The sequence below is a fragment of the Sphingobacterium multivorum genome, assembly GCF_039511225.1.
GTDB lineage: Bacteria > Bacteroidota > Bacteroidia > Sphingobacteriales > Sphingobacteriaceae > Sphingobacterium.
This window is the reverse complement of sequence record NZ_CP154261.1, coordinates 5821469-5843605: the sequence shown is the minus strand read 5'-3', so window position 1 is coordinate 5843605 and position 22137 is coordinate 5821469. Positions and strand designations below refer to the sequence as shown.

Annotated in this window: 14 protein-coding genes; 7 read left to right on the top strand and 7 right to left on the bottom strand. The window is 39.6% G+C overall.

Going from position 1 to position 22137, the window contains the following annotated elements:
• Positions 1 to 51: 51 nt before the first annotated feature.
• From AAH582_RS24345 to polA, 4 genes are all read right to left on the bottom strand, one after another.
• Complete coding sequence (locus AAH582_RS24345; protein ID WP_343320819.1) at positions 52 to 1089, bottom strand: sensor histidine kinase; 1038 nt, start codon at positions 1087 to 1089, stop codon at positions 52 to 54.
• 63 nt (positions 1090 to 1152) lie between these two features.
• Complete coding sequence (locus AAH582_RS24340; RefSeq protein ID WP_046671639.1) at positions 1153 to 1806, bottom strand: phosphatidylserine decarboxylase family protein; 654 nt, start codon at positions 1804 to 1806, stop codon at positions 1153 to 1155.
• Positions 1807 to 1830: 24 nt separating this feature from the next.
• On the bottom strand, positions 1831 to 2961 hold the full coding sequence (locus AAH582_RS24335; RefSeq protein ID WP_343320818.1) for a toxin-antitoxin system YwqK family antitoxin: 1131 nt from the start codon (positions 2959 to 2961) through the stop codon (positions 1831 to 1833).
• 4 nt (positions 2962 to 2965) lie between these two features.
• Entirely contained in the window at positions 2966 to 5767 is a 2802-nt protein-coding gene (gene polA / locus AAH582_RS24330) for a DNA polymerase I (RefSeq protein WP_343320817.1), read from the bottom strand.
• Between the two features lie 106 nt (positions 5768 to 5873).
• Here polA and rsgA point away from each other — a divergent pair, with 106 nt between their 5' ends.
• The gene (gene rsgA / locus AAH582_RS24325; RefSeq protein ID WP_070560929.1) at positions 5874 to 6794 is read left to right on the top strand and encodes a ribosome small subunit-dependent GTPase A; all 921 of its coding nucleotides are present in this window, start codon (positions 5874 to 5876) and stop codon (positions 6792 to 6794) included.
• A 74-nt stretch (positions 6795 to 6868) separates the two neighbouring features.
• On the opposite strand, the gene AAH582_RS24320 is transcribed toward rsgA, so the two are convergent.
• Positions 6869 to 9322 (bottom strand): hypothetical protein, encoded by a 2454-nt coding sequence (locus tag AAH582_RS24320; protein ID WP_343320816.1) that lies wholly within the window; start codon positions 9320 to 9322, stop codon positions 6869 to 6871.
• On the bottom strand, positions 9282 to 10319 hold the full coding sequence (locus AAH582_RS24315; RefSeq protein ID WP_343320815.1) for a hypothetical protein: 1038 nt from the start codon (positions 10317 to 10319) through the stop codon (positions 9282 to 9284). The genes AAH582_RS24320 and AAH582_RS24315 overlap by 41 nt, the downstream gene beginning before the upstream one ends.
• A gap of 95 nt (positions 10320 to 10414) precedes the next feature.
• On the opposite strand from AAH582_RS24315, the gene AAH582_RS24310 reads away from it, so the two are divergent.
• The 5 genes from AAH582_RS24310 (at position 10415) to AAH582_RS24290 (ending at position 18208) form a co-directional block, all read left to right on the top strand.
• Positions 10415 to 12310, top strand: a complete 1896-nt coding sequence (locus AAH582_RS24310; protein WP_343320814.1) for a hypothetical protein — start codon at positions 10415 to 10417, stop codon at positions 12308 to 12310.
• Positions 12311 to 12416: 106 nt separating this feature from the next.
• A complete protein-coding gene (locus tag AAH582_RS24305; protein WP_231585228.1) occupies positions 12417 to 14207 on the top strand; it encodes a TrkH family potassium uptake protein in 1791 nt (596 codons plus the stop codon).
• A gap of 109 nt (positions 14208 to 14316) precedes the next feature.
• Positions 14317 to 15003, top strand: a complete 687-nt coding sequence (locus AAH582_RS24300; RefSeq protein ID WP_046673051.1) for a potassium channel family protein — start codon at positions 14317 to 14319, stop codon at positions 15001 to 15003.
• Between the two features lie 3 nt (positions 15004 to 15006).
• Positions 15007 to 15327 carry a YbjQ family protein gene (locus AAH582_RS24295; RefSeq protein ID WP_046673052.1) on the top strand — a complete coding sequence of 107 codons (321 nt, stop codon included), beginning with the start codon at positions 15007 to 15009 and terminating at the stop codon, positions 15325 to 15327.
• 400 nt (positions 15328 to 15727) lie between these two features.
• Positions 15728 to 18208 (top strand): YfhO family protein, encoded by a 2481-nt coding sequence (locus tag AAH582_RS24290; RefSeq protein ID WP_343320813.1) that lies wholly within the window; start codon positions 15728 to 15730, stop codon positions 18206 to 18208.
• Between the two features lie 29 nt (positions 18209 to 18237).
• Here AAH582_RS24290 and AAH582_RS24285 read toward each other — a convergent pair whose 3' ends face one another.
• A complete protein-coding gene (locus AAH582_RS24285; protein ID WP_046673054.1) occupies positions 18238 to 18834 on the bottom strand; it encodes a ribonuclease HII in 597 nt (198 codons plus the stop codon).
• A gap of 267 nt (positions 18835 to 19101) precedes the next feature.
• Here AAH582_RS24285 and AAH582_RS24280 point away from each other — a divergent pair, with 267 nt between their 5' ends.
• Positions 19102 to 21939 (top strand): outer membrane beta-barrel protein, encoded by a 2838-nt coding sequence (locus AAH582_RS24280; RefSeq protein WP_156167579.1) that lies wholly within the window; start codon positions 19102 to 19104, stop codon positions 21937 to 21939.
• Positions 21940 to 22137: the final 198 nt, after the last annotated feature.

Below are 22137 nucleotides of genomic sequence, written 5' to 3'. Positions count from 1 at the left end.
AAGTTAATGTTAACATTGATTTTGTTTAAACACAAAAGTGTCATCAATTGTTTAATTACCGGACTGAACTTTTTGTAAAGTAAAGCCAAATGTTGTTCCAATCCCTTCTGTACTACGCACATTTACGTTTTGCTGATGTGCTTCGACAATGTGCTTTACGATAGCCAATCCTAATCCTGATCCTCCAATATCGCGTGATCGACTTTTATCGGTTCGAAAAAAGCGCTCGAATACACGGCTCAGATTTTTTTCCTCGATGCCATAACCGTCGTCTGTAATTTCGATAAGAACCTGTTCAAACAGTGGGAAAATCTTAATTTTAGTTGTCCCGCTCTCTTTTCCATACTTTAGGGAATTGTCTATCAGGTTGTATAATACCTGATGAATTTTATTGCGGTCAGCTTTAACCCAATGGGGTGTACCCGCTTTGGGTTTGAATTCTATTTTGATATTGTGTTGTTTAGCTTTGTCTTCAAGAGAGTAGGTGGTGTCTTTAATGAGGTCGACGATATCGAATTTCTCTATATTCAGGACCATTTTTCCGGATTCCAGTTTGGATATTTCATCAAGATCCTGAATTAGGTAATTTAGCCGGTCTAGATTCCGAGCAGCCTTATCTAAGAAATTCTTGGCCATTTCCATGTCTTCTTCCATCAGGCCATCTTGCAGGGTCTCAATGTAACCTTGGGTCGCGAATAACGGCGTTTTGAATTCATGAGAAATGTTGGATAAAAACTCTCTGCGGAATTTCTCTTGTGATTTTAACTGCTCTATCTCATTTTTTTTATCTTTTGCCCATGCTTTGACTTCGTTCTCAGCATCTGTGATAGGATCCTCACTGACATGTTCTCCGATAGCATCTTTAAGATCCTTGCCGAGCTTAAGGTTATGAATTAGTTTATACATCGTATTGAGTCTACGATATATATATTTTTCAAATAGATAGTTAAATAGGAGGAAACTCGTTACCACAGCAACAAAGAAAATGATCAGCGCTGTCTGTAGGTCATGTTTATAATAAAAGCTGATCGTAGATATTGCAATGCCGACAGCTGCGGAGTTTGCCAGTAGTAATTGTTTAAAGTTCATTTGCAGAATAAAAAAGGCCCCTGATTTGGAGCCTAAGTTACTTATAATGATATTAATAAATTGTTAAAATTTTCCGATAATCGTTTTTGCTCCAGTAACCTTGTCACCAATGTTAACATTGATTTCTGTGCCTAAAGGAAGAAATAGATCTACGCGGGAACCGAATTTGATAAAACCAAACTCATTGCCTTGCACGACTTCGTCTTTTTCTTTTACATACCATACAATACGGCGCGCTAAGGCTCCTGCAATCTGGCGGAAAAGAACCTCCCGACCAGCTTTATCTTTGACAACGACTGTTGTTCTTTCGTTATCTGTAGATGATTTGGGGTGCCAAGCCACCAGAAACTTGCCGGGATGGTATTTAAAGAACGTGACTAAACCACTGATTGGGTTTCTGTTGACATGGACATTGACAGGAGACATAAATATAGATACCTGTATCCGCTTATCGTGGAAATACTCATTTTCCTCAGTTTCTTCGATAACCACAACTTTTCCATCCGCTGGACAAAGAATCACGTCATCCTGCGGGTTGACCACTTTTCTAGGACTTCTGAAAAACTGGACAACTGTGATGAATAGGAATGCTGATAGCGCATAAATAAACCATTTGGCGTATTGCGGAGCGTCATAATAATCCGCAACGGCATTGATAATGAAGATAAAAAGTACAGCGATCGCTAATGTGGTATATCCTTCTTTATGAAATTTCATATCTATTTATTTCTGCAAAGATAATTAATTACTCGAATTGTCTATTTGTCTTTCGATTTTAATTGAATGGGTATAGATTTTTCCGTCGTTACCCTGTGTGATTCCGCCAGATACTCTGATGAGGTCGTCTTGAGGCTGATTGTCTTTATACGTAGGGAAATAAAAGTCAATACTTCTCGCAATACGGCTCAAAATACCATCGAAAGACTCGTTTCCGGAATCTGATATTAACTTGAGACTCTTTAGATTAGTCATTCCGGTTTTCTTTACCTCCACCAGATAAGAAAAGTTAACCTGTTTGGTGATATCTAGTCCAGTTTTATTGAGATTGTCGTTAAAACGTTTGGTTAAGAAAGCATAAAAATTGGAATAATCATCAAAACTGCAAGACTTACCATTAAATAGTTCCGCTCGTATAAAATAGTCGTAAGGGAGGATACTTAACGACATGAAATCCTCATTATTTAGTTCTCCATCGTCGTCGTAGGTCGTTGTGAGCACACCATTTGCAAAGCGTTGAGTCACGGCGTAAATTGGTTGCTGACCTACATTGTAGAAATACGTATTCCAGTTTCCCTGTGGCCTGCCACTTTTTACCTTTCCTTTGCGTAGGTAGAAATCAAACCCAAATTCAGTAAATCCTTCAAACGGAATAGAAAATTCATAGTTTCCTTCACCATTTATTACTTCCTGTTTGCCCCTGTTGTCCCAGTAATCTTTTATAAAGTAGCCTTGTTCACTATAGGTAATGGTCAATAGAGGTTTTCCATCCGGGTAGTAATATTTCCAATCACCGGTCGGATGATTGTTTTGGAAATTGACCTCCCATTTCAGCACACCATTCGGATGGAAGGCTTGAAATAAACCTTCTTTTTTACCATCTTGATAGGAACCAATGAGTATTCTCGCTCCATTTGGTGCAAAATCGCGAAACTCTCCATCAAAAACCTGCTTTGCAAAATCAAATTTGCTCACTCGTTCAATCGTTTTAAACTCGCACTCTTTTGAAACCAAATAATAATATTTGTCAAAATAAAAACGAATCAATCCCTGGTCTAGTTTTTCATAGAATACAGGTTTTTCATCCTGTGCATGTAGCTTTGTAAAGCTACACACAGACAATAATAATAAGATATGGATGAGTTTTCTAATCATAACTTTAGTGTGCTTCTAGCCAATTTTTGCCTTCTCCAATTTCTACGATCAAAGGAACACTTGTTTTTATAGCATTGGACATTTTGTCCAAAATAATTTTTTTGAATACCTCGATCTCGTCTTTAGGTACGTCAAAAACCAATTCATCATGCACCTGCATGATCATTTTGCCTGTTAAACCAAGTTGCTCAACTTCCTTCTGAATGGCGATCATGGCAAGTTTGATCAAATCTGCTGCCGATCCTTGGATCGGGGCATTAATTGCGTTTCTTTCAGCGAATCCGCGAACTGTCATGTTTGCCGAATTGATATCTCTCAAATAACGTCTTCGTTTTAAAATTGTTTCAACGTAACCCTTCTCTTTTGCAAACTCGACGGCATCACTCATGTATTTTTTTATCCCTGTATATTGGTTAAAATATTCATTGATGATATCGGATGCTTCTTTACGAGATATGCCAAGATTTTGGGAAAGGCCAAACGCAGACTGGCCATAAATAATGCCGAAGTTAACTGCTTTCGCATTGCGACGTTGCTCAGAAGTAACCGCATCAAAATCCACATTATAGACTTTCGCAGCTGTTGCTCGGTGAATATCATGACCTTGGCTAAATGCTTCCATCATATTTTGATCTTTACTTAACTCGGCAATCAGGCGAAGTTCAATCTGCGAATAATCGGCGGAGAGGATCACGTTGTTTTCAGATCTTGGGATAAAGGCTTTTCTAACTTCTCTCCCCCGTTCGGTACGAATCGGAATATTTTGCAGGTTCGGATTAGTTGAGCTCAGACGGCCTGTTGCGGCAACCGCTTGATTATACGACGTATGAATGAGCCCTGTTTCGGGGTTTATCAATTCAGGTAGCGCATCAACATAGGTAGATTTGAGTTTTTGCATCTGCCTAAAGTTCAAGATATCTTGGACGATATCTGATTTGTGGGCCAATGCTAATAACACATCTTCACCTGTTTTATATTGTCCCGTTTTTGTTTTTTTAGCTTTAGGATCCAGTTGTAGTTTATCGAATAAGACTTCTCCCAATTGCTTCGGGGATGCAATATTGAAATTTACGCCCGCTTTCTCAAAAATGGATTCTTCGAGATTTTTAATGTCCTGCTCCAGTGTTTTTGAAAACTCTCCAAGTGCAGGAACATCTATTTTTACACCGTTTCTTTCAATTTCAGCGAGTATATAGACTAATGGGAATTCCACATCCTGAGCGAGCTGCATGGTGTCGGTCTCGACAAGAAGTGGTTGAAACACATTTTTTAGCTGTAGGGTAATATCTGCATCTTCAGCAGCATATTCTTTTATTTTTTCGACTTCAACGTCGCGCATATTCCCTTGTTTCTTTCCCTTTTCACCGATAAGTTCGGTGATTGATACCGGACTGTAATTCAGGTAATTTTCTGCAAGTACATCCATCCCGTGGCGGGTATCTGGATCAATTAGATAATGTGCAAGCATGGTGTCAAAAAGGGAACCTTGTACCTTTACACCATAGCGTGCTAATAACAAAATATCGTATTTGATGTTTTGTCCTATTTTCTCGATGTTTGGGTTTTCTAGAACTGGCTTGAAAATATCAACTATAGCTTGAGCACCCTCACGATCGGCAGGTGTTGGGACATAATACGCTTTAGCGTTTTCAAAAGAAAATGATAAGCCCACAATATCGGCAAGGTTTGCATCCAATCCTGTTGTTTCTGTGTCGAAACAAAAACTATCTAAAGAAGCAAGCTGTTGGGCTAGCGCTACTTGTTTTTTCGCTGTGTCGGCCAAAACATACTCATGTGCTGTATTATGTATATTATTTATTGCGGCATTTTCGACGCTGATTTCAGTGACAATTTCGGTGGTGGTAATTGTCGTTGTTGTTGTCGAAAATAAATCCATTTGCCCGTTTGTCGGATTGCTTTTTTCAAGTATGGAGAATTCTTCGCCGAAAACTCGTTTTCCAAGTGTTCGGAATTCTAATTCCGCAAATAGCGGTTCAAGGATTTCTTTCTTTGGATCTTCCAGTTCTAGGGATTTTTCATCAAGTTCAATGGGTACATCCAATAAAATAGTGGCTAATTTTTTGGAGATAAGCCCTTGTTCTGCAAAATTCTCCACGTTCTCGCGCATTTTTCCTTTGAGCTGATCCGCGTTAGCGATAATGCCTTCGACAGATCCGTATTCCTGAACAAGTTTTTTCGCTGTTTTTTCTCCAATTCCAGGTATACCAGGGATATTGTCCACGGCATCGCCCCAAAGACCAAGGATATCGATGACCTGGCAAACGTCAGAAATTTCCCATTTTTCAAGAATCTCTTTGACACCTTGTACTTCTGCTCCATTACCCATGCGTGCAGGTTTATAGATAAAGATATTTTCAGACACGAGTTGCCCGAAATCTTTATCCGGTGTCATGCAATAGACCTGAAAATCTTGCTTTTCAGCCTTTTTTGCCAGCGTACCGATAATATCGTCGGCCTCGTATCCATCCATGGTGATGATCGGAATATTGAAGCCCTCAATTAAGCGATTGATATAGGGGATAGAGGCCGCAAGGTCCTCAGGCATAGATTCGCGATGTGCTTTATAAGCTTCAAATTCAATATGTCGTGCGGTAGGTGCCGCCGTGTCGAACACTACTGCTATGTGGGAAGGTTGCTGATTTTTCAATACATCCAATAGGGTATTGGTAAATCCCATGATTGCTCCTGTATTTAACCCTGTTGAGGTAATTCGGGGAGTTTTGCTCAATGCAAAATATGCTCTATATATAAGAGCCATTCCATCTAGAAGAAATAGTTTTTTCACAAAATTGAATTTTAGTCTCCTTACAAAGGTAAGAAATTCATCAAAGGGTAAGTTTAATAAATTTTTCCGATTTTTGTACTATGACACATTTAATGCAACAGGATTTATGAGAGGACTGGTAACTAAATCGACAGGGAGTTGGTATCAAGTTTTGGGCGAAGATGATAAAAGATACGATTGTCGTATTAAAGGAAAATTTCGTACTAAAGGAATAAAAACGACTAATCCTGTTGCTGTGGGTGATTGGGTACATTTTGATGTGGAACCTGATCAGGAAAGTGCGGTCATTCACGAACTGGAACCTCGTCGAAATTATATCATTCGAAAATCCGTCAATCTGTCTAAGCAAACTCAAATTATCGGAGCAAACCTGGATCAAGCTTTTTTAGTGGTGACACTTGCCTCGCCGCCAACATCTTTAGGTTTTATCGATCGCTTTCTAGTAACAACGGAGGCTTACGGAATTCCTGCCGTAATTATTTTCAATAAATTGGATCTTTTTAGTGATGAGGGGTTGGAGATATTGGCAGACTATAAAGCTATTTATGAACATATTGGCTACCCCTGTTTCGAGGTTTCTGCGTTAACAGGTACCAATATCGACGTGGTCAAGCAACTGCTTAAAGATAAAATAACCTTGGTATCAGGCCATTCTGGGGTTGGTAAATCAACGTTGATCAATGCGATCGTTCCCGAATACGGGTTGAAAACTGGTGAAATATCAGATTGGTCTGACAAAGGAAAGCATACAACTACTTTTGCTGAAATGTTTGATCTTCCTTTTGGAGGGAAGTTAATTGATACGCCTGGTATTCGTGAGTTGGGAATTGTGGATATAGAAAAACAGGAGCTATCCCATTTTTTTCCAGAGATGCGCGCGTTGATGAATCAATGTCGATTTCATAATTGCAGGCATATCAATGAACCCGGTTGTGTCATTATGGAGGCTGTGGAAGAAGGCGATATTGAGAGTTCCCGCTATGATAGCTACCTCAGTATATATCATAATGAAGATAGTAGATCTTAATCTTTATAAAAATATAGCGCCTTCCTACATTAGGAAGGCGCTATATTTTTATAAAGCAAGTTAGGCGGCAGCCCTTATTGTATCGCTTGTGTCAAGTTTAAAAAGTCGCGAAGATAGGTACACTCTTTTGACGCGATGGTAAAGAATGGTGTATCTTTATATTGTGTGCTCAATTCTTTGAAGTACCTATTTTGCATTGAAAAGCGGTAAAAAGGATTTTTCAAGGGTGAATCATAATACTGCCAACGTGATTCATTGGTATAAACAAAATCTTTTTGTTCGCATTTGGCCAGCATAAAAGTGCATTTAGCCTTGAATTCTTTATTGGAACTGAGCGCGCGCGCTTTGCTATACCATTCCTTAGCCGATTTAGTCTGTAGGTAGTTTCGTTGCCAATGGAGTGTCGAGGGAGCGTGGTTATCTGTCGATGACCAATCGTAGGATACGATCGACCATGCATTGCCGTAGGTACTTGTCTGATAGATACCTGTAGCCATTTGAAAGTAATACTCCGCTTTTTTCTGATTATCTTTTTCCGTTTTTATCGCATTTTCCAACCGCGCCATCCGTTCAGCATATTTTAGTTTGGTTGTATTTTCCTTTCCGTATTTTTTGGGATAGTCATTTATCGTCACAACAAAGGGGTTGGGTTTGATATCATCTTCATCCGCGCTGTACCAGTTTTTAATTTCCTTTATTTTATGGTCTTTAGGAAGTGCTGCTAAAGTTTTTGCTGCTTTTTGGAAATCCAGTTCGCGCAAATAAGTTGTACCCAGTAATTCGGTGAGATAATCTTTATTGAAATGTTTGATATCCTTCAATAAGAATTTAGATAGGGTGTTCTGTTGGGAATTGTCCGACAATAAATTCCTTATTTTTAACAGGGTTTTAGGTGTAAGGCTATTTTCCCAAAAGTGCATTGTTGTCCACTGCATATTATCTTCCAATGAGTCTTTCACAAAGCCATAGTTGTAAAAAGCATCGGCCTTTACAGCAGCTAAACTAGCCATAGCGGTGTCTTGTGTGTTCAAATAGTGTTTTACAACAAGATTTTGTAGAATGTTCCGGCAGATTAAACTATAGTTGCTGTATTCAAAAGCACTATAACCCCAGTTTTGTTTGCGGATATCTTCTTTACCATCTAGTTTTGCTTTTTCTTCTAACCACGATAAGGTTTTGGTCAATTGAATTTCATCCAGCTGCTTACTGCTTTGCCAGTCCGTTAATTGCGTGAGCAATCGGGTAATTTGCAGCTGATCAATCAATTTTGGACTGAGGTCAGTCTCTTTTATTCCAGCAAGGTATTCTTTTGCTAAAGTATTTTCCTTATTCATCCAACTTAGGTAGGCAGCAGTAATAAGGCCCAATTGGGGTTGAACATATTTTTTGTCGCGATAAAGTTTTAGCGCAAAATTGCGGAGCGAATCCAGATGTAGCTTAACTTTTCCTTTATCGTCATTTTTACTGTAGTAATTATAATTATCGCTACTGAGGTAAAAAGACTCGTTCATTTCTGTTTCTATCTTATTGACTTCGCGTCCTAATAGTACCGCATTTACGGTATTGGCAGGATCGAGCTGATAGCAGTCGCTCAGATATTTCAGGGCATAGTCACTTGTCCCGAAGCCTATGATAGCATTGATGTTGAATCTATCGGCATCATTTTTTGCATATTGAAATATCTCGGCATCGCTGGCTGTAATATAATGGAAATTAGCATACGCGAGGATGCGCCTTTCCGGACTGGCGGTGAATAATTTGGAAAAGAGATAAGCTGCCCTTGCAGGATCTCCATTTTTGCGGACAGCCCCCGCATAGTTGGATAGTGCCCAATTGAGGATAGCTTCGTCTCCCTTAGCAGATTGCAGGTACTTTTCATAAATCGTCATGCTCTTGGCGTATTCCTGCCCAAATAGATATAAACGGGCGGCTTGATATGCATAACGGATATAGAGAAAGCTATTTTTGGGGTACTTGGAGATCTGCTGTTCGGCGAGTTCAGCTAATTGTGTGATTTCTTTGAAATTTCGGGTATCCGGATCCCAATAGTTATGTTGAATATTCGTAATGGGTTCCTGCTTTTTGGTGAACATAAAATAAGCACGTTCAGCTTCATGTTTTCCGTCAATCAATGTGCTTAAGAACGTATTTCCTTTAATGGAATCTGGCAGGCTGGTCCAAGCCGATTTTTGTTGATTGCTGGCTAAATTAGCGGTTGCAGCGTTGCTGTTGTACATCAATTGCTCGACATCCTTAACCTTGACCTGTGAACCGAGGTGCTTCACCCAAGTTTCGGCATTAATTAAACTTTCTTTGACTGGTGCTTCCTCCGTATAAAGAAATTGGTAGGGGATGAATTGAAAGGCAGAAAATCCATTGTCCTCCAGATTGGGGAGATAATATGTCGTTTGATTGTCGTAAGGATCCACTTCAGGACCACAGGCGATATTGGTTGCAATCTCTCCAAAGAAGAAAGCTAATGTGGTGCTAGAAAGCAGCAATAATTTTTTGTAATTCGGCATTGCCATGGTTTGCTAGTGTAGCTTGATCTAAATGATAAAAAATAATCCGGTGTTCTTTTCCTTTCAGCTCTCCCTTCAAAAATTTTGCCGTTTGTAGGAGCTCACCCTGATTGATGGATTCAAAACGTATAACATCTCCCTTTTTAAGGTTTGCTTTTGGGAGATCCTTTGTTAAAATATAGAGGTTCGTATTGGGGTTATGGGTAAATAAGGCCGAGTCTTTGATATCCTCTTCGTTGATATGCTTTGAAATACCGATGTAATTATTATTTCTGAAAACGACAAACCACTGAAATAGCGGTAATGCAATATCCATTTCCATCGGATAATTGCGTAATGTTCCGCTTAGGTAAGTCTTGAGGTCCTGTTGATTTAAAATGGAGTTCTGATTGCCAAATTGTCTGAGATTCCCCATATTGTAACACATCAACATGGCTTTTTTCACAGGCGGAATTCCGCTGGTGACCGTATTTTTGACTTGGTGGAGCCGCAGCGTAGCGCTCACGATAACATCTTTTAATGCCGGTAATTGCTGCAAATAGCTGAGCAGATAGAAAAATTTATCACGGGATGTCTTTGTCCAATCGCAGTCCAGTTGGAGTTCGGTAAATTTTTCTTTCCCGGCTTGTTGTATTTTAGCCGTCACAAACGGAACAATCTTATTTGCCAATCCCCTGATCTGCAGGCTATCCATCTCTGCAAAAACACGTTGGTTGACAAATACTACAGGAATCAATTGCTGTTCTTTGGGTATAGGTTGCGTAAACGTAATGGGACTAATAGGAACGGCTTGTACACCAGATGGATCGAAATCAATATCCATGATGCGGACATAGATAGATTTCGCGTCAATTTCTTTTAAGGATCGGCTTTCTGCGGTATCTACCTGAAATACGGTCTTCCAAAAATAGAAGCCCGTTTCATGCTTTGTTTTGGTGCAGGAACCTAAAAAAAGTAGAGATAGCGGTACAAAAAATAAAAATAGTTGTGTTTTACGCAGCATATTCACCTTATTTAGTCATAATTCAAACAAAATGGGCTTAATTTTGTTTGTTATTCAATAAAATAAAGACGAAATTACAAAGAGATTGTGACTTTATGAAGCCTATTTTCAAATGGATTCTTGGTATTGTAGCGTTTATCCTACTGGCGTTGGCTGGTGGTATTTGGTATTTTAGCAATAAGTGGAAGCCCCTTTTAGATACTAAAATCAAGCAGCTGGTGTCTCAAGCAACGGACAATTTGTATACTATTACATACGACGATATCCACGTCAACCTATTATTAGGCAATATAACAATAGACAATCTGCAGCTCGTCTCAGACAGTTCCGTATATAAAAAGTTGGAGTTGGTCAAAAAAGCACCAGATAACCGCTTTGAAATTTCCATCAATAGGCTGAAAATAAAAAGCTTTGGTATCCGGAGGGTATTGATGGAAAAGGAACTTTTTTTGAATGATATCACTGTCGAAACACCAACGATTCATGTCATCAATGAGGTACACCGTTATAACGATACGGTGAGTAGGGGACCTAAAAAACCATTGTATGAGAAGATAAAGGATAATCTGAAAAAAATTCAGGTGCGGGCTGTCAATTTGAATGATATCGATTTTAAATATACGCAGGTCCAAAAAGGGGTTTATCAAGATTTCGAAGTCAAGAAGGTCAAGGTTCGTATAGATGACGTTTTGATCGATTCGACTTCTGAGCGAGACAAGCAGCGCTTTTATCATACGAAAATGATTGATATTGAGGTGCCTGGTTTTACCTATAAAACTCCAGACGGGTTTTATAAGATAAACTTTGATCAGTTGAAAATCAATAGTAAAAATCGCAATGTCCTGTTGACTAAAGTTGCTTATCAGCCGACGCTGAATAAGGCTGCATATTACCGAAAGAAAGGTGAAGGTGGAAGCTATATGGTGCTGAAAATGGATACCCTGCTTTTGACGGGATTCAATTTTGCCGAGCTTTCCCGTGATAAGAAAATATATGCACAAAATGCACGCTTAAAAAATGGTTCTCTTTCGATTTATAGTGATAAACATTATAAAAGCCCACCCACCAGTCAGATTGGAAATGCTCCGCACATGAAATTAATGCAGATGTCGACACGCTTGGGAATTGATTCATTGATTTTAGATAATATAGGAATTACGTATGCTGAAATGAGTGATGAGTATAGTCAAATCGGTGCCATTACTTTTGATCACACGTATGGTACGATATTGAATGTGACAAATGATTCGACAAAATTGCTTAAGCAGAAGCTCATGCGTGCAAATTTGAGCAGCAATTTTATGAATGCAGGCAAGCTTTCTACCAACTTCGTTTTTGATATGACCTCTAAAGTTGGGGCCTATACCTACAAGGGCACACTTGGGAAAATGGATCTAACAGTCGTTAATAAAATGATCCGGCCATTGTTAAATGTTGAGGTTAAATCGGGCAATCTCAGTCAGATTACATTTGACATATGGGCCAACGATTACCGTAGTAAAGGAACCTTTAAAATGGATTATGATGATCTCAAAGTTAATATCCTGTCGGAGCCAGGTGATGATGGTCGTCGAGAAAAAAAGGGGCTGCTGTCTTTTATGATTAATCAGGTGTTGTTTAATCCGGGCAATCCGGATTTATACGGTAAATATACGGTAGGGCATATCAATAAGCGCAGGGACCCCAATCATCCATTTTTTAAAGCGATGTGGCAGACTTTGTTGGTTGGAATTAAGCAATGTGTCGGCCTTGGTCCAGAACGGGAAGCTAAATTAATGAACACAGCTGGAAAAGTTGAAAAAGTCGTTGGGGGAATCAGCAAGGCCAAGAAAATGATTTCAAGTATATTTAAGAAGCACAAAACGCCTGAGGAGTTGCTGAAGGAAGAAAAAGAAGATGAGGCCAAAGAGGCGGCAAAGATTGAAGAGAAAAGGAAGCGTGACCGTGAAAAGGCTGAAAAGGAACTCGAGAAAGAAGGGGCGGGAAATTAAAGATCCGTTTCACGTGAAAAGGTTGCCTTGATTAAGTCGGCGCGCCAAAAAACACAACGGAGATAGATTTGCATTTATTGACAGATTTATCTTAGTTTGAGACATTATGATAGATTCGATTTTAAGTTTTATCCGATTTGTTTTCAAATATAAAAATGGGCTTGTAGACAAAATCATGTTCTATGTGAGCATGATTTGTGCTGCAATCGTTATATTTAATGTAGGCTATGTTACTGATCCTGCACTAGGGAAATTGCTGGGTAAAACAATTCATTATCTTTTCTTTGTGCTCTTTTTCATGATTGCTCTCCGCGAGTCATCCTCCATTTACGCACTCAAAAAAATTGCTGTGGAGCATTACTCGGGCTTGGTTATTCTCATTTACTTTGTATTTATTCTTATTGCCCGTTTTGCAGGGTTTGGAGCACTCGCTGTTTTTTCAAGAGAACAGTGGGTTTATCTCGGAATCTATCTAATTTTTATCGCGGAGCTGTCGAAGAGCACACTTTTCTTTGATAATTTTTATTTTAATCCGACCATATTATTTGTCATCAGTTTCCTCGCTCTTATCCTGCTTGGCACGGTACTCTTGATGTTGCCGCGGACCACGGTAGAAGCTCCGTTAAGTTTTGTGGACGCCTTATTTATGGCAACAAGCGCTGTTTGTATCACGGGCTTGTCGGTTGCCGATATTTCAACAAATTTTAGCATGTTCGGACAAACTGTGGTCATTGTCTTGATACAGGTTGGAGGATTAGGTATTATGACATTTACAGGTTTTTTTGGTTATTTTTTTTCGGGTGGATTTTCATTTAAGAATCAATTGATGTTTGGTGAAATTTTAGGTGAAAATAAAGTAGCCTCCGTCATTAAAACCTTATTGACCATGATCTTTATTACGCTGCTGTTTGAATTGCTTGGAGCGATACTGATCTTTAGTACCTTGGAAAGTGCTAATTTTCCAAATTTGGGGAGCATGGTTTTCTTTTCGATCTTTCATTCCATTTCGTCATTCTGTAACGCTGGATTTTCGATTTTATCTGGAGGAATTACCCATGAAGCCTATAAATTCAATTATCCGTTCCAATTGGCATTGTCCTCGCTTTTCATTCTGGGCGGTTTGGGGTTTGGAATAGTATTGAATTTCTACACCTATATGAAAGAATCCATATTGCTTTATTATCACCGATGGATCACAAAGAAAAACTATAAGCATAAAGCATGGAGCTTTAGCTTTAATTCTAAATTGGTGCTGGTCTGTAATGCGATTATTATTGTAGGTGCCACTTTGTTTTTCTATTTCTTGGAGCGAGGGAATACACTTTCTCTTGAAAAGGGAATCGATGGGGAATGGGCGACTTCCTTCTTTATGGCCAATGCGGCACGTTCGGCAGGTTACAATAGTGTTGATTTGAGTTTTGTTGGGCCACCAACTGTTTTTTTGATTATGCTGCTGATGTGGGTCGGGGCCTCTCCCGGATCTACTGGTGGGGGAGTAAAGGTAACTACCGTTGCTGTTTCACTGTTGAATATTGTTTCGCTGGCTAAAGGAAAAGAATATATAGAGATTTTTAAAAGGCGAATAGCAGGCGAGTCTGTTAACAAGGCTTTTGCGATTATTTTATTGTCGTTTTTTGTGGTTGGATTCAGTTTTTTTGTGCTCATTTTTACAGATCCCGATAAGAGTATGAAAGCACTCCTCTTTGAATCACTATCAGCCTATACAACATGTGGATTAAGTTTGGGGATTACACCGTCGCTCAGTACGGGGGGGAAATTAATTATTGCGTTGACAATGCTTGTTGGACGTGTTGGGATGTTGACGCTATTGGTAGCTTTTATTAAAAATACAACCCGGAGAAATATTGTATTTCCGGAAGAAAAAATCTTGTTTTAAGCAGACAAGTGACCGTTTTGGCTAAATTTGATGGCTTTATCAGCAGAATATGAGCATATAAATTGAAAGATAGCTTGGAAATAAAGGTAAATTTATTTTAGTTTGAGATATGAAGTATATTGTTTTAGGATTGGGGCATTTTGGACGTTCTTTAGGGGTACATCTTACTGAACTCGGGCATGAGGTGATTGGTGCCGACCGAAATCTCAGTATCGTTGAACAATTAAAGGACAAGATAACGCACACGGTATGCCTAGATACCACCGACCGAGAAGCGGTATCGTCATTACCGCTTAAAGATGCTCATGCTGTCATTGTTGCAATTGGAGAGGATGAGGGAGCTTCGCTCATGACCGTGGCGCTCTTAAAACAGTTGAAAGTTAAACGCATCATTGGTCGTATTGTTTCAGATTTACAAAAAACTGTGTTGGAGGCCATGGAAATCAATGAATATATCATGCCGGAAGAAGAGGCTGCTGAGCGGTTGGCAATGCGTTTAGACAATATTGATATCGTCGATTCGTTTAAAGTCTCGGATAAATACTCTATTGTCGAGACTAAAGTTCCGGCGCGTTACGTGGGGATGACCTTGCGTGAAGCGAACCTGACGAATTTATACAAGGTGATCGTCTTAACCACCGTGAAAATTACAGAAATGAAAAAGGATGGTGTGACTAAAGAACAAAAAGAAGCTTCAGGAATTGCCGCATCGGAAACGATCATGGAAGAGGGGGATATTTTGGTTGTTTTTGGTGAGCTATCCAATATTAATAAGTTAATTCAAAAAGGAGAATAAAATATGTTATTGACAACAACAGGTACTATTGAGGGACACCAAATTGAACGCTATTTGGGAATAGTCTCTTCCGAAGTGGTTCTGGGGGCAAATGCAATCAAGGATATGATGGCGGGTTTTCGCGATTTTTTTGGCGGAAGATCCAACTCTTATGAACGCGCATTCCAGGAAACCCGTGAAGCAGCGCTGCGTGAACTTGAAGACCGTGCACGCGCCTTGGGCGCTGATGCGGTCGTTGGGGTTCGACTGGACTTCCAGACGGTAGGAACAGGAGGAATGATGATGGTGGGCGCAACGGGAACGGCGGTAAAAATGAGATCTTAATTACAAGGGGGCAAAAAATTTTGCTCCCTTTTTTATGTGTCCCTCGCTAAGGCAACCTTTCAGCTATTGAGTGCCCAAAGGCTTGCCCCGGTTTTTCTAGACACCTTCTATTTATGTATTTAAAAGGAAGAGCGATCGATTGCCGAGTCAATACAGCTAACACCTTGCTGTTAACAGGACACTGAGCGATAATTATAATTGTATATAAAAACAAATTTATCTAAGTTTGGCTTTTAAGACTTTTAAACAACCTAAGAAGGTAAATGAAATCATCGAGATTTATCAAACCGCGTATAATGTGTTCATAGATACAACGAAAAGCAAGTTATGAATGAACGATTATTTGGTAAGTTGAATAAATTAGATATATTCATCACCTTAAAATGACAAATTTATACGGATGAAAAATTGGTTTAAGGCGAATTCAGCACATTTGATCGTTATTGCGATATTTATTGCGCTCGTATTTTTTTATTTTACCCCTGTTTGGCAAGGAAAAACACTGGCGCAGTCGGATGTGGTACAGGCGCAGGCGGCGCAGAAGGAATTATTTGATTTTAAGGCAAAGGATGGTAAAGCGCCCTTATGGACTAACTCGATGTTTGGCGGAATGCCGACTTATCAAATTTGGCAAGAAAATGAGAATAACATTGGTACCTATTTCTTAAAAGCCGTTAAGTTCGCCTTTCCGAGCCCAATGGATACGGTGCTATTTTATTTGTTGGGGGCTTATTTCCTTTTTAGTGTCTTACGGATCAAACCCTGGCTTGCCGCAGTCGGCGCAATAGCCATTGCATTTACATCCTATAATTTTATTTATATTGAAGCTGGGCATATAACAAGGGCCAATGCAATCGCATTTATTCCGCCTGTTATTGCTGCGGTTATTATGTGTTATCGGGGAAGTAAATTGTGGGGGCCTGTATTATTGGCGTTGTTTCTTTCGCTGGAAATTCGCGTCAACCACTTACAGACAACCTATTATCTGTTAATAGTCCTCATGGTATACGTGATTTTCACGTTCATCGATGCACTTAAACAAAAGCAATTAAAAGGTTTTTTTATAGCTTCAGGAAGGCAGATTATTGCAGTGGTCATCGCTTTGATGGTAAATGCATCTATTTTATTGCCGACTTGGGAATATAGTAAATTAAGTACGCGTGGGCATGCCAATATCACGAAGGTTGATAACAACAATGCTAAAGAGAAAGGGCTTGATAAAGAATATGCCTATGAGTGGAGCCAAGGGATTGGTGAAACCATTACCTTTTTAATTCCGAATGCCTATGGTGGTTCAACTGGAGGACAATTGGACGAGAAATCACATGTCGCTAAGTTCTTAATGGAACGAGGAGGGGCGTCTGAGATTCAAGCTGGCCAGATGGCGCAAGGCATGCCAACCTATTGGGGCGACAAACGTTTTACTTCGGGACCATGGTATTTTGGGGCAGGAGTTTTCTTCCTATTTGTGTTGGGCCTTGTTATTGTCAAGGATCGCTTCAAGTGGTGGATTTTGGCAACAACCATTTTAGCATTGCTTTTGTCATTTGGAAAAAACTTTACCCTTGTATCGGATCTGTTCTTTGACTATTTCCCCATGTACAATAAGTTTAGGGCTGTTGAATCTATTCTTGTTGTGGTTTCTATTACAGTGCCAATGATGGCGATTATGGCAGTAAATGAACTGTTAACACGTGCTAAGGAGATACCAAACTTAGATAAAAAAATCTTATATACTTTTATTGGAGTCGGTGGAGTCTGTCTGTTGATTGCCATAATGCCGGATCTCTTTTTGAATTTTGGAAATGCGGGGCATAGCAATTTGGTAGAAATGTTAGAGCGTCAGATCGGTGATAAGGCCTTTGCGACAGAGTTGGCAAACCAGTTGGTTCTGGATCGCAAAGATATCGCGAGTAAAGATGCCTACCGTTCTTTTTTCATTGTTTTGCTGACCTTTGGATTCGTTTGGGTCTTTTTAAAGAAAAAACTGAGCGAGGGTGTATTATTAGGGGCTTTGCTCGTCTTATTCCTGTTTGATTTATGGAGTGTAGATAAGCGCTTCTTGAATGACAAATCTTTTATGGAGAAGGGGGCTACAGCACAGCAAGTATTCCAACAACGGGAAGTGGATCAATTGATCTTAATGGATAAAGATCCAAGCTACCGCGTGCTTGACTTGACTTCGGATCCGTTTTCGGATGCCCGGCCGTCCTACTTCCATAAATCCTTAGGCGGATACCATGCAGCAAAATTAATGCGTTTCCAGGAAATTTTGGAAAATCAATTTAATGGCGCCCTTAACGAAGATGTATTGGATATGTTCAACGTGCGTTATTTGATTACGACAGATCCTCAGAATCAGTCACAACGCATTGTAAGAAGAAGTACAGCTGCAGGAAATGCTTGGTTTGTAGATCGGGTAAGTTTTGTGAAAGGAAACGCCGAAGAAATGCAGGCAATTAGTTCTTTTGATCCACATAAGGAGGCCTTTGTGAATCAACAATATCAAAATGAGATTAAGGCTAAAACATCGACTGCTTCAACGACAGGGGAGATTAAGTTGACCTCCTACCATCCCGATAAAATGCAATATGAATATACAGTTGCCAATGACGCTTTTGCTGTATTTTCTGAAGTATTTTACGATAAAGGATGGAAAGCTTATGTGGATGGAAAAGAAACGCCAATTATTCGTGCGGACTATATCTTAAGGGCACTGCAGTTACCTGCGGGAACGCATAAGGTAGAGTTTGTTTTTGATCCAGAGTCACACAAATTGGGTAATTTATTGACTTTAATCTCGTCTATTGTTCTTGTATTGGGAATAGGGACGGCGATATATTTCTCCTTTAAAGGGAATAAAAAAGAAACAGCGGCTTAGCTGCTGTTTCTTTTCGAATTGTTTGAGCTTTAGAATAATTTGAGCTGCGGGTCGGTTATTCTAAAGCTCTTTCTATGATGCGGCGTAGACCCATGCGCCAATACAGCTGATCTGTGTTTAACTGTTGGGTACCCTTTGTTGTTGAGCCAGTCGTAGTGGGGATAATCCACAGCAATGTTGTCCATATATTCATCCCGATAAGTTTTGGCCAGAATTGAAGCAGCTGCGATCGACAGATACTTGCCATCCCCCTTGACGATACATGTATGCGGAATTTGTTGATAGGGAATAAACTTATTTCCGTCAACGATGATATACTCCGCTTTGGTCTTTAAGAGATCAAGCGCCTTGTGCATGGCTAAGTAGCTTGCATTATGGATGTTTATGCGATCTATTTCTTCAGCCGAAACACTAGCAACAGCAAATGCGAGAGCTTCGCGTTCGATAATTGGCCGCAATATCATCCTTTTTTTCTCACTAAGTTGTTTAGAGTCGTTAAGGAGATCGTGGTAATAGTCTGTTGGAAAAATTACAGCTGCCGCGAAAACAGGTCCCGCCAAACAACCCCTGCCTGCTTCGTCACAACCCGCCTCTATCCACTGCTCCTGATAATATGATAATAACATGTTCCGCCCTTAAAATAGCCGAAAATACAAATAAATTTACACTAATCTATTGTAACTTCTGTGTGAATATTGGCCATTTACATTAATTAACACTAATAATGTCTTCTTTTGTAAAGATTTAGAGCACTGAACTATTAATGCTGAAGTAATTTTCATTGGCAAAACAAAAGTTTGTTCTGGTGTAGGCCATATGGTTTCAACATTAAACTTGAGCAATAATTTTAGTGTCGAAGATTTATCAATTATAGAAATATAAAAATACGTGTTATGAGAGGCTTTATGCTTTTTTTGTTTAGTATGCTGATGGGATGGACCGTTTATGGCCAGACGAAGAGCGTGCAGGGAATCTTGAAAGATGACAAGAATCGAATTGTCGCCGGTGCAACGGTGAAGTTGACATCAAAGTTGGATTCCATGACTACAGGATCCAATATGGCGGGGATTTTTATCTTTGATAAGATCAAATCCGATACCTTTAAAATTACCGTTTCAAACTTAGGCTTCGAGCGTTTTGAAAAGGAATTTAGTATTCCCAAAGGCGAGTCAAAATATATAATTCCAAGTTTAACTTTACAACAGAATTCACAGATGCTGCAGGAAGTTGTGGTTGATGGTGTCCCTACTGTCGTTGTTAAAAGTGATACCCTGGAATACACCATGAAAGATCTAAAGCTCCGCGATGGCGCCGTTGCGGAAGACGCTTTGAAGAAGTTGCAAGGCGTAGAGGTTGATAAAGACGGTAATGTAACGGCACAAGGTGAATCCGTAAAACGGGTTCGTATTAATGGTAAGGACTTTTTTGGTGGAGATGTAAAGACTGCTACCCAAAATCTACCTGCAAATATTATCCAAAAGATGCAGGTCATTGATGATTATGGTGATATGGCCAATGTCACTGGCAATAAAAACGGTGATTCGGAAAAGGTATTAAATATCCAGATTGACCCCAAATACAATACGGGACACATGACTACACTACGAGCAGGCGTGGGAACCGAAGACCGTTACCAAGCTACAGGGATGTGGATGGGAATGCGTGAAGGCGAACAAATTTCGGTGCTGGGAAATTTGAATAATACCAATGCGCCATTATTTGATTTTAGTACTGTAGGCGGTGGTGCACGTCGTGGCCAAGGTGGCGGTGGCCGTCGCGGTGGCGGCATGTTTGGTGGATCGGACGGTTTGACAAAAATTGGTTCCATAGGACTGAATTACCGCAAAGACTTTAATGATAAACTGACTGTTTACGGTAGCTATAGTTTTAGCCATAGCAACAATACAACGCTATCCCAACGTTTTCAGGAAAATACACTGCCTAATATAATGCAGACGGACAGTGTGACATCCAATTCGAACACGGTTGGCGATAGCCATCGTTTCGAAGCAAATGTCGAATGGAAGCCTACAACGAAAGATTATATCAAAATATCACCTCAGTTTGGTTACGACAAGAGCGATGCAACGACAGGTACGAATTCGCTCACGTATCGTAGTAGTGTATTTAATAATTCTCAGGCGCAAGATATTGTTGCCAATTCCACTGCACCGAGATTTGGGATTAGCGGGTTGTATAATCATAAATTTAATGATAAAGGAAGGAATGTTTTTGTAAACATGAACTTCAATAATGCAAAAACAACGAAAGATCAGAATGCCATTCTAGATAGGTTGTTGGCCGATCCCAACAATGCAAATGCTCCCTTAGATTCGATCTATGAGAAGACGATTCTGGAAGCAAATAATAAAAGTTGGAATGGAGGCGCTTCGGTGAATTATACAGAACCTGTCTCCGAGAAAGGAAAAGTAGAGTTTACCTATGATTTCAACAAAAATAAGTATGATAATTCGAACAAACAGCAGGGGTTCGATCGGGATGGAAACTTAATTGCTGAGGATCCCAAATTGAATTTTGATTACAATTATGATTACTCCTTCACAACACATAAAATAGGCGCAAACTATTTGTATAGTGGCGATAAAATAACCTATTCCATTGGAGCTGCAGCTCAACCTTCCCAATTAAGAGGTGATGCGATCAGTTCAGGCTTAGTCGTTCCAATTCATCGCAACAATATGAACTGGATGCCTATTGCACGTTTTGAGTATAAATTTTCGAGACAGTCCAATATCTCTGTCAATTATTCGGGAACACCGAATGAGCCTTCAGTAACGCAGATCTTGCCCTTTGATATGAGTACAAACCGGACCAGTATCGTAATCGGTAACGCCAATCTGAATCCGGAATTTAGCCATCAATTGAATGTACGGTTCCGTAAAAATGATTTTCAAAAAGGAAATAATTTCTTTGCGTTTGTTAATGCCGGCTTGACTAACAACAAGATTGTGAGCTTGAGCAAAAGCTATTTTGATGATTTAATGGACTATCAAACTGGACAAACAAATTCTACGTTAGTTTCTGAAACCCGCTACTTGAATGAAACAAGCGATAAACCATTTAATGTGAGTTCTTTTTATCATTACGGAAAATCATTGAAAGAAAAAACATATAATATTATGTTAATGGGAGGGGTGTCCTACAATAAAAATATTGGATATGTTTCCACGGAGAAAGATGATAACATCGGTCAAAAGAACGTCGCCCGGAATATTGTATTAAATCAAGGTCTGATGTTTAGATACAACCCTTCGGAGAATTTGGAAATCAATCCGGGAGTACGCTACCAATTTAATCATACGGAGAATTCATTGACAAATCGTACGACGAATGTTTCTTCTTGGACACCCACATTGATTGGCTCTGTTAACATCACAAAAACAACCATTTTCGGAGCGGATCTATCGAAGCAATTCAATAGTGGTTATGGAGCTGGTATCAATGCAAACCCGTTTGTCATCAATACGTACCTTGAGCAGAAGTTCTTGAGTCAACAACGTGGTACAGTACGTTTACAAGCATTTGACTTATTGAATCAGCAAACGAATGTTTCCCGGACAGTGAGTGAATCTATGATTACGGATAGCCGTACCAACCGTTTGGGACGATATTTTATGATTTTGTTTACATACAAGTTCCAAAAATTCGCCATGGGAAACCCTGAAGGCGAGAACAGATTCCCAGGGGGGATGAGACCTCCGCGCATGTAATTTGAATAATCTTATTGCGATAGGATATAAAAACGGTCATAGTGATTTCGCTATGACCGTTTTGCGTTTAAAAATGCCTAGTTTTGTGACGGCTTCATGTGACCCTACGGTTTGAAGATTGAGCAAAGTGGCAAAAAATGATAGATTATATATTTTTTGTCGGAGAAGATGGTCAAGGTTAGTGGGCGCGCAAAAATA

What these genes read in the sequence shown, in the direction of transcription:
- AAH582_RS24285 (WP_046673054.1), bottom strand. Translation starts at nt 18,834, where the DNA reads ATGTTATTATCATATTATCAGGAGCAGTGGATAGAGGCGGGTTGTGAC.
- AAH582_RS24345 (WP_343320819.1), bottom strand. Translation starts at nt 1,089, where the DNA reads ATGAACTTTAAACAATTACTACTGGCAAACTCCGCAGCTGTCGGCATT.
- AAH582_RS24340 (WP_046671639.1), bottom strand. Translation starts at nt 1,806, where the DNA reads ATGAAATTTCATAAAGAAGGATATACCACATTAGCGATCGCTGTACTT.
- rsgA (WP_070560929.1), top strand. Translation starts at nt 5,874, where the DNA reads ATGAGAGGACTGGTAACTAAATCGACAGGGAGTTGGTATCAAGTTTTG.
- AAH582_RS24305 (WP_231585228.1), top strand. Translation starts at nt 12,417, where the DNA reads ATGATAGATTCGATTTTAAGTTTTATCCGATTTGTTTTCAAATATAAA.
- AAH582_RS24320 (WP_343320816.1), bottom strand. Translation starts at nt 9,322, where the DNA reads ATGGCAATGCCGAATTACAAAAAATTATTGCTGCTTTCTAGCACCACA.
- AAH582_RS24280 (WP_156167579.1), top strand. Translation starts at nt 19,102, where the DNA reads ATGAGAGGCTTTATGCTTTTTTTGTTTAGTATGCTGATGGGATGGACC.
- AAH582_RS24290 (WP_343320813.1), top strand. Translation starts at nt 15,728, where the DNA reads ATGAAAAATTGGTTTAAGGCGAATTCAGCACATTTGATCGTTATTGCG.
- AAH582_RS24300 (WP_046673051.1), top strand. Translation starts at nt 14,317, where the DNA reads ATGAAGTATATTGTTTTAGGATTGGGGCATTTTGGACGTTCTTTAGGG.
- AAH582_RS24295 (WP_046673052.1), top strand. Translation starts at nt 15,007, where the DNA reads ATGTTATTGACAACAACAGGTACTATTGAGGGACACCAAATTGAACGC.
- AAH582_RS24315 (WP_343320815.1), bottom strand. Translation starts at nt 10,319, where the DNA reads ATGCTGCGTAAAACACAACTATTTTTATTTTTTGTACCGCTATCTCTA.
- AAH582_RS24335 (WP_343320818.1), bottom strand. Translation starts at nt 2,961, where the DNA reads ATGATTAGAAAACTCATCCATATCTTATTATTATTGTCTGTGTGTAGC.
- AAH582_RS24310 (WP_343320814.1), top strand. Translation starts at nt 10,415, where the DNA reads ATGAAGCCTATTTTCAAATGGATTCTTGGTATTGTAGCGTTTATCCTA.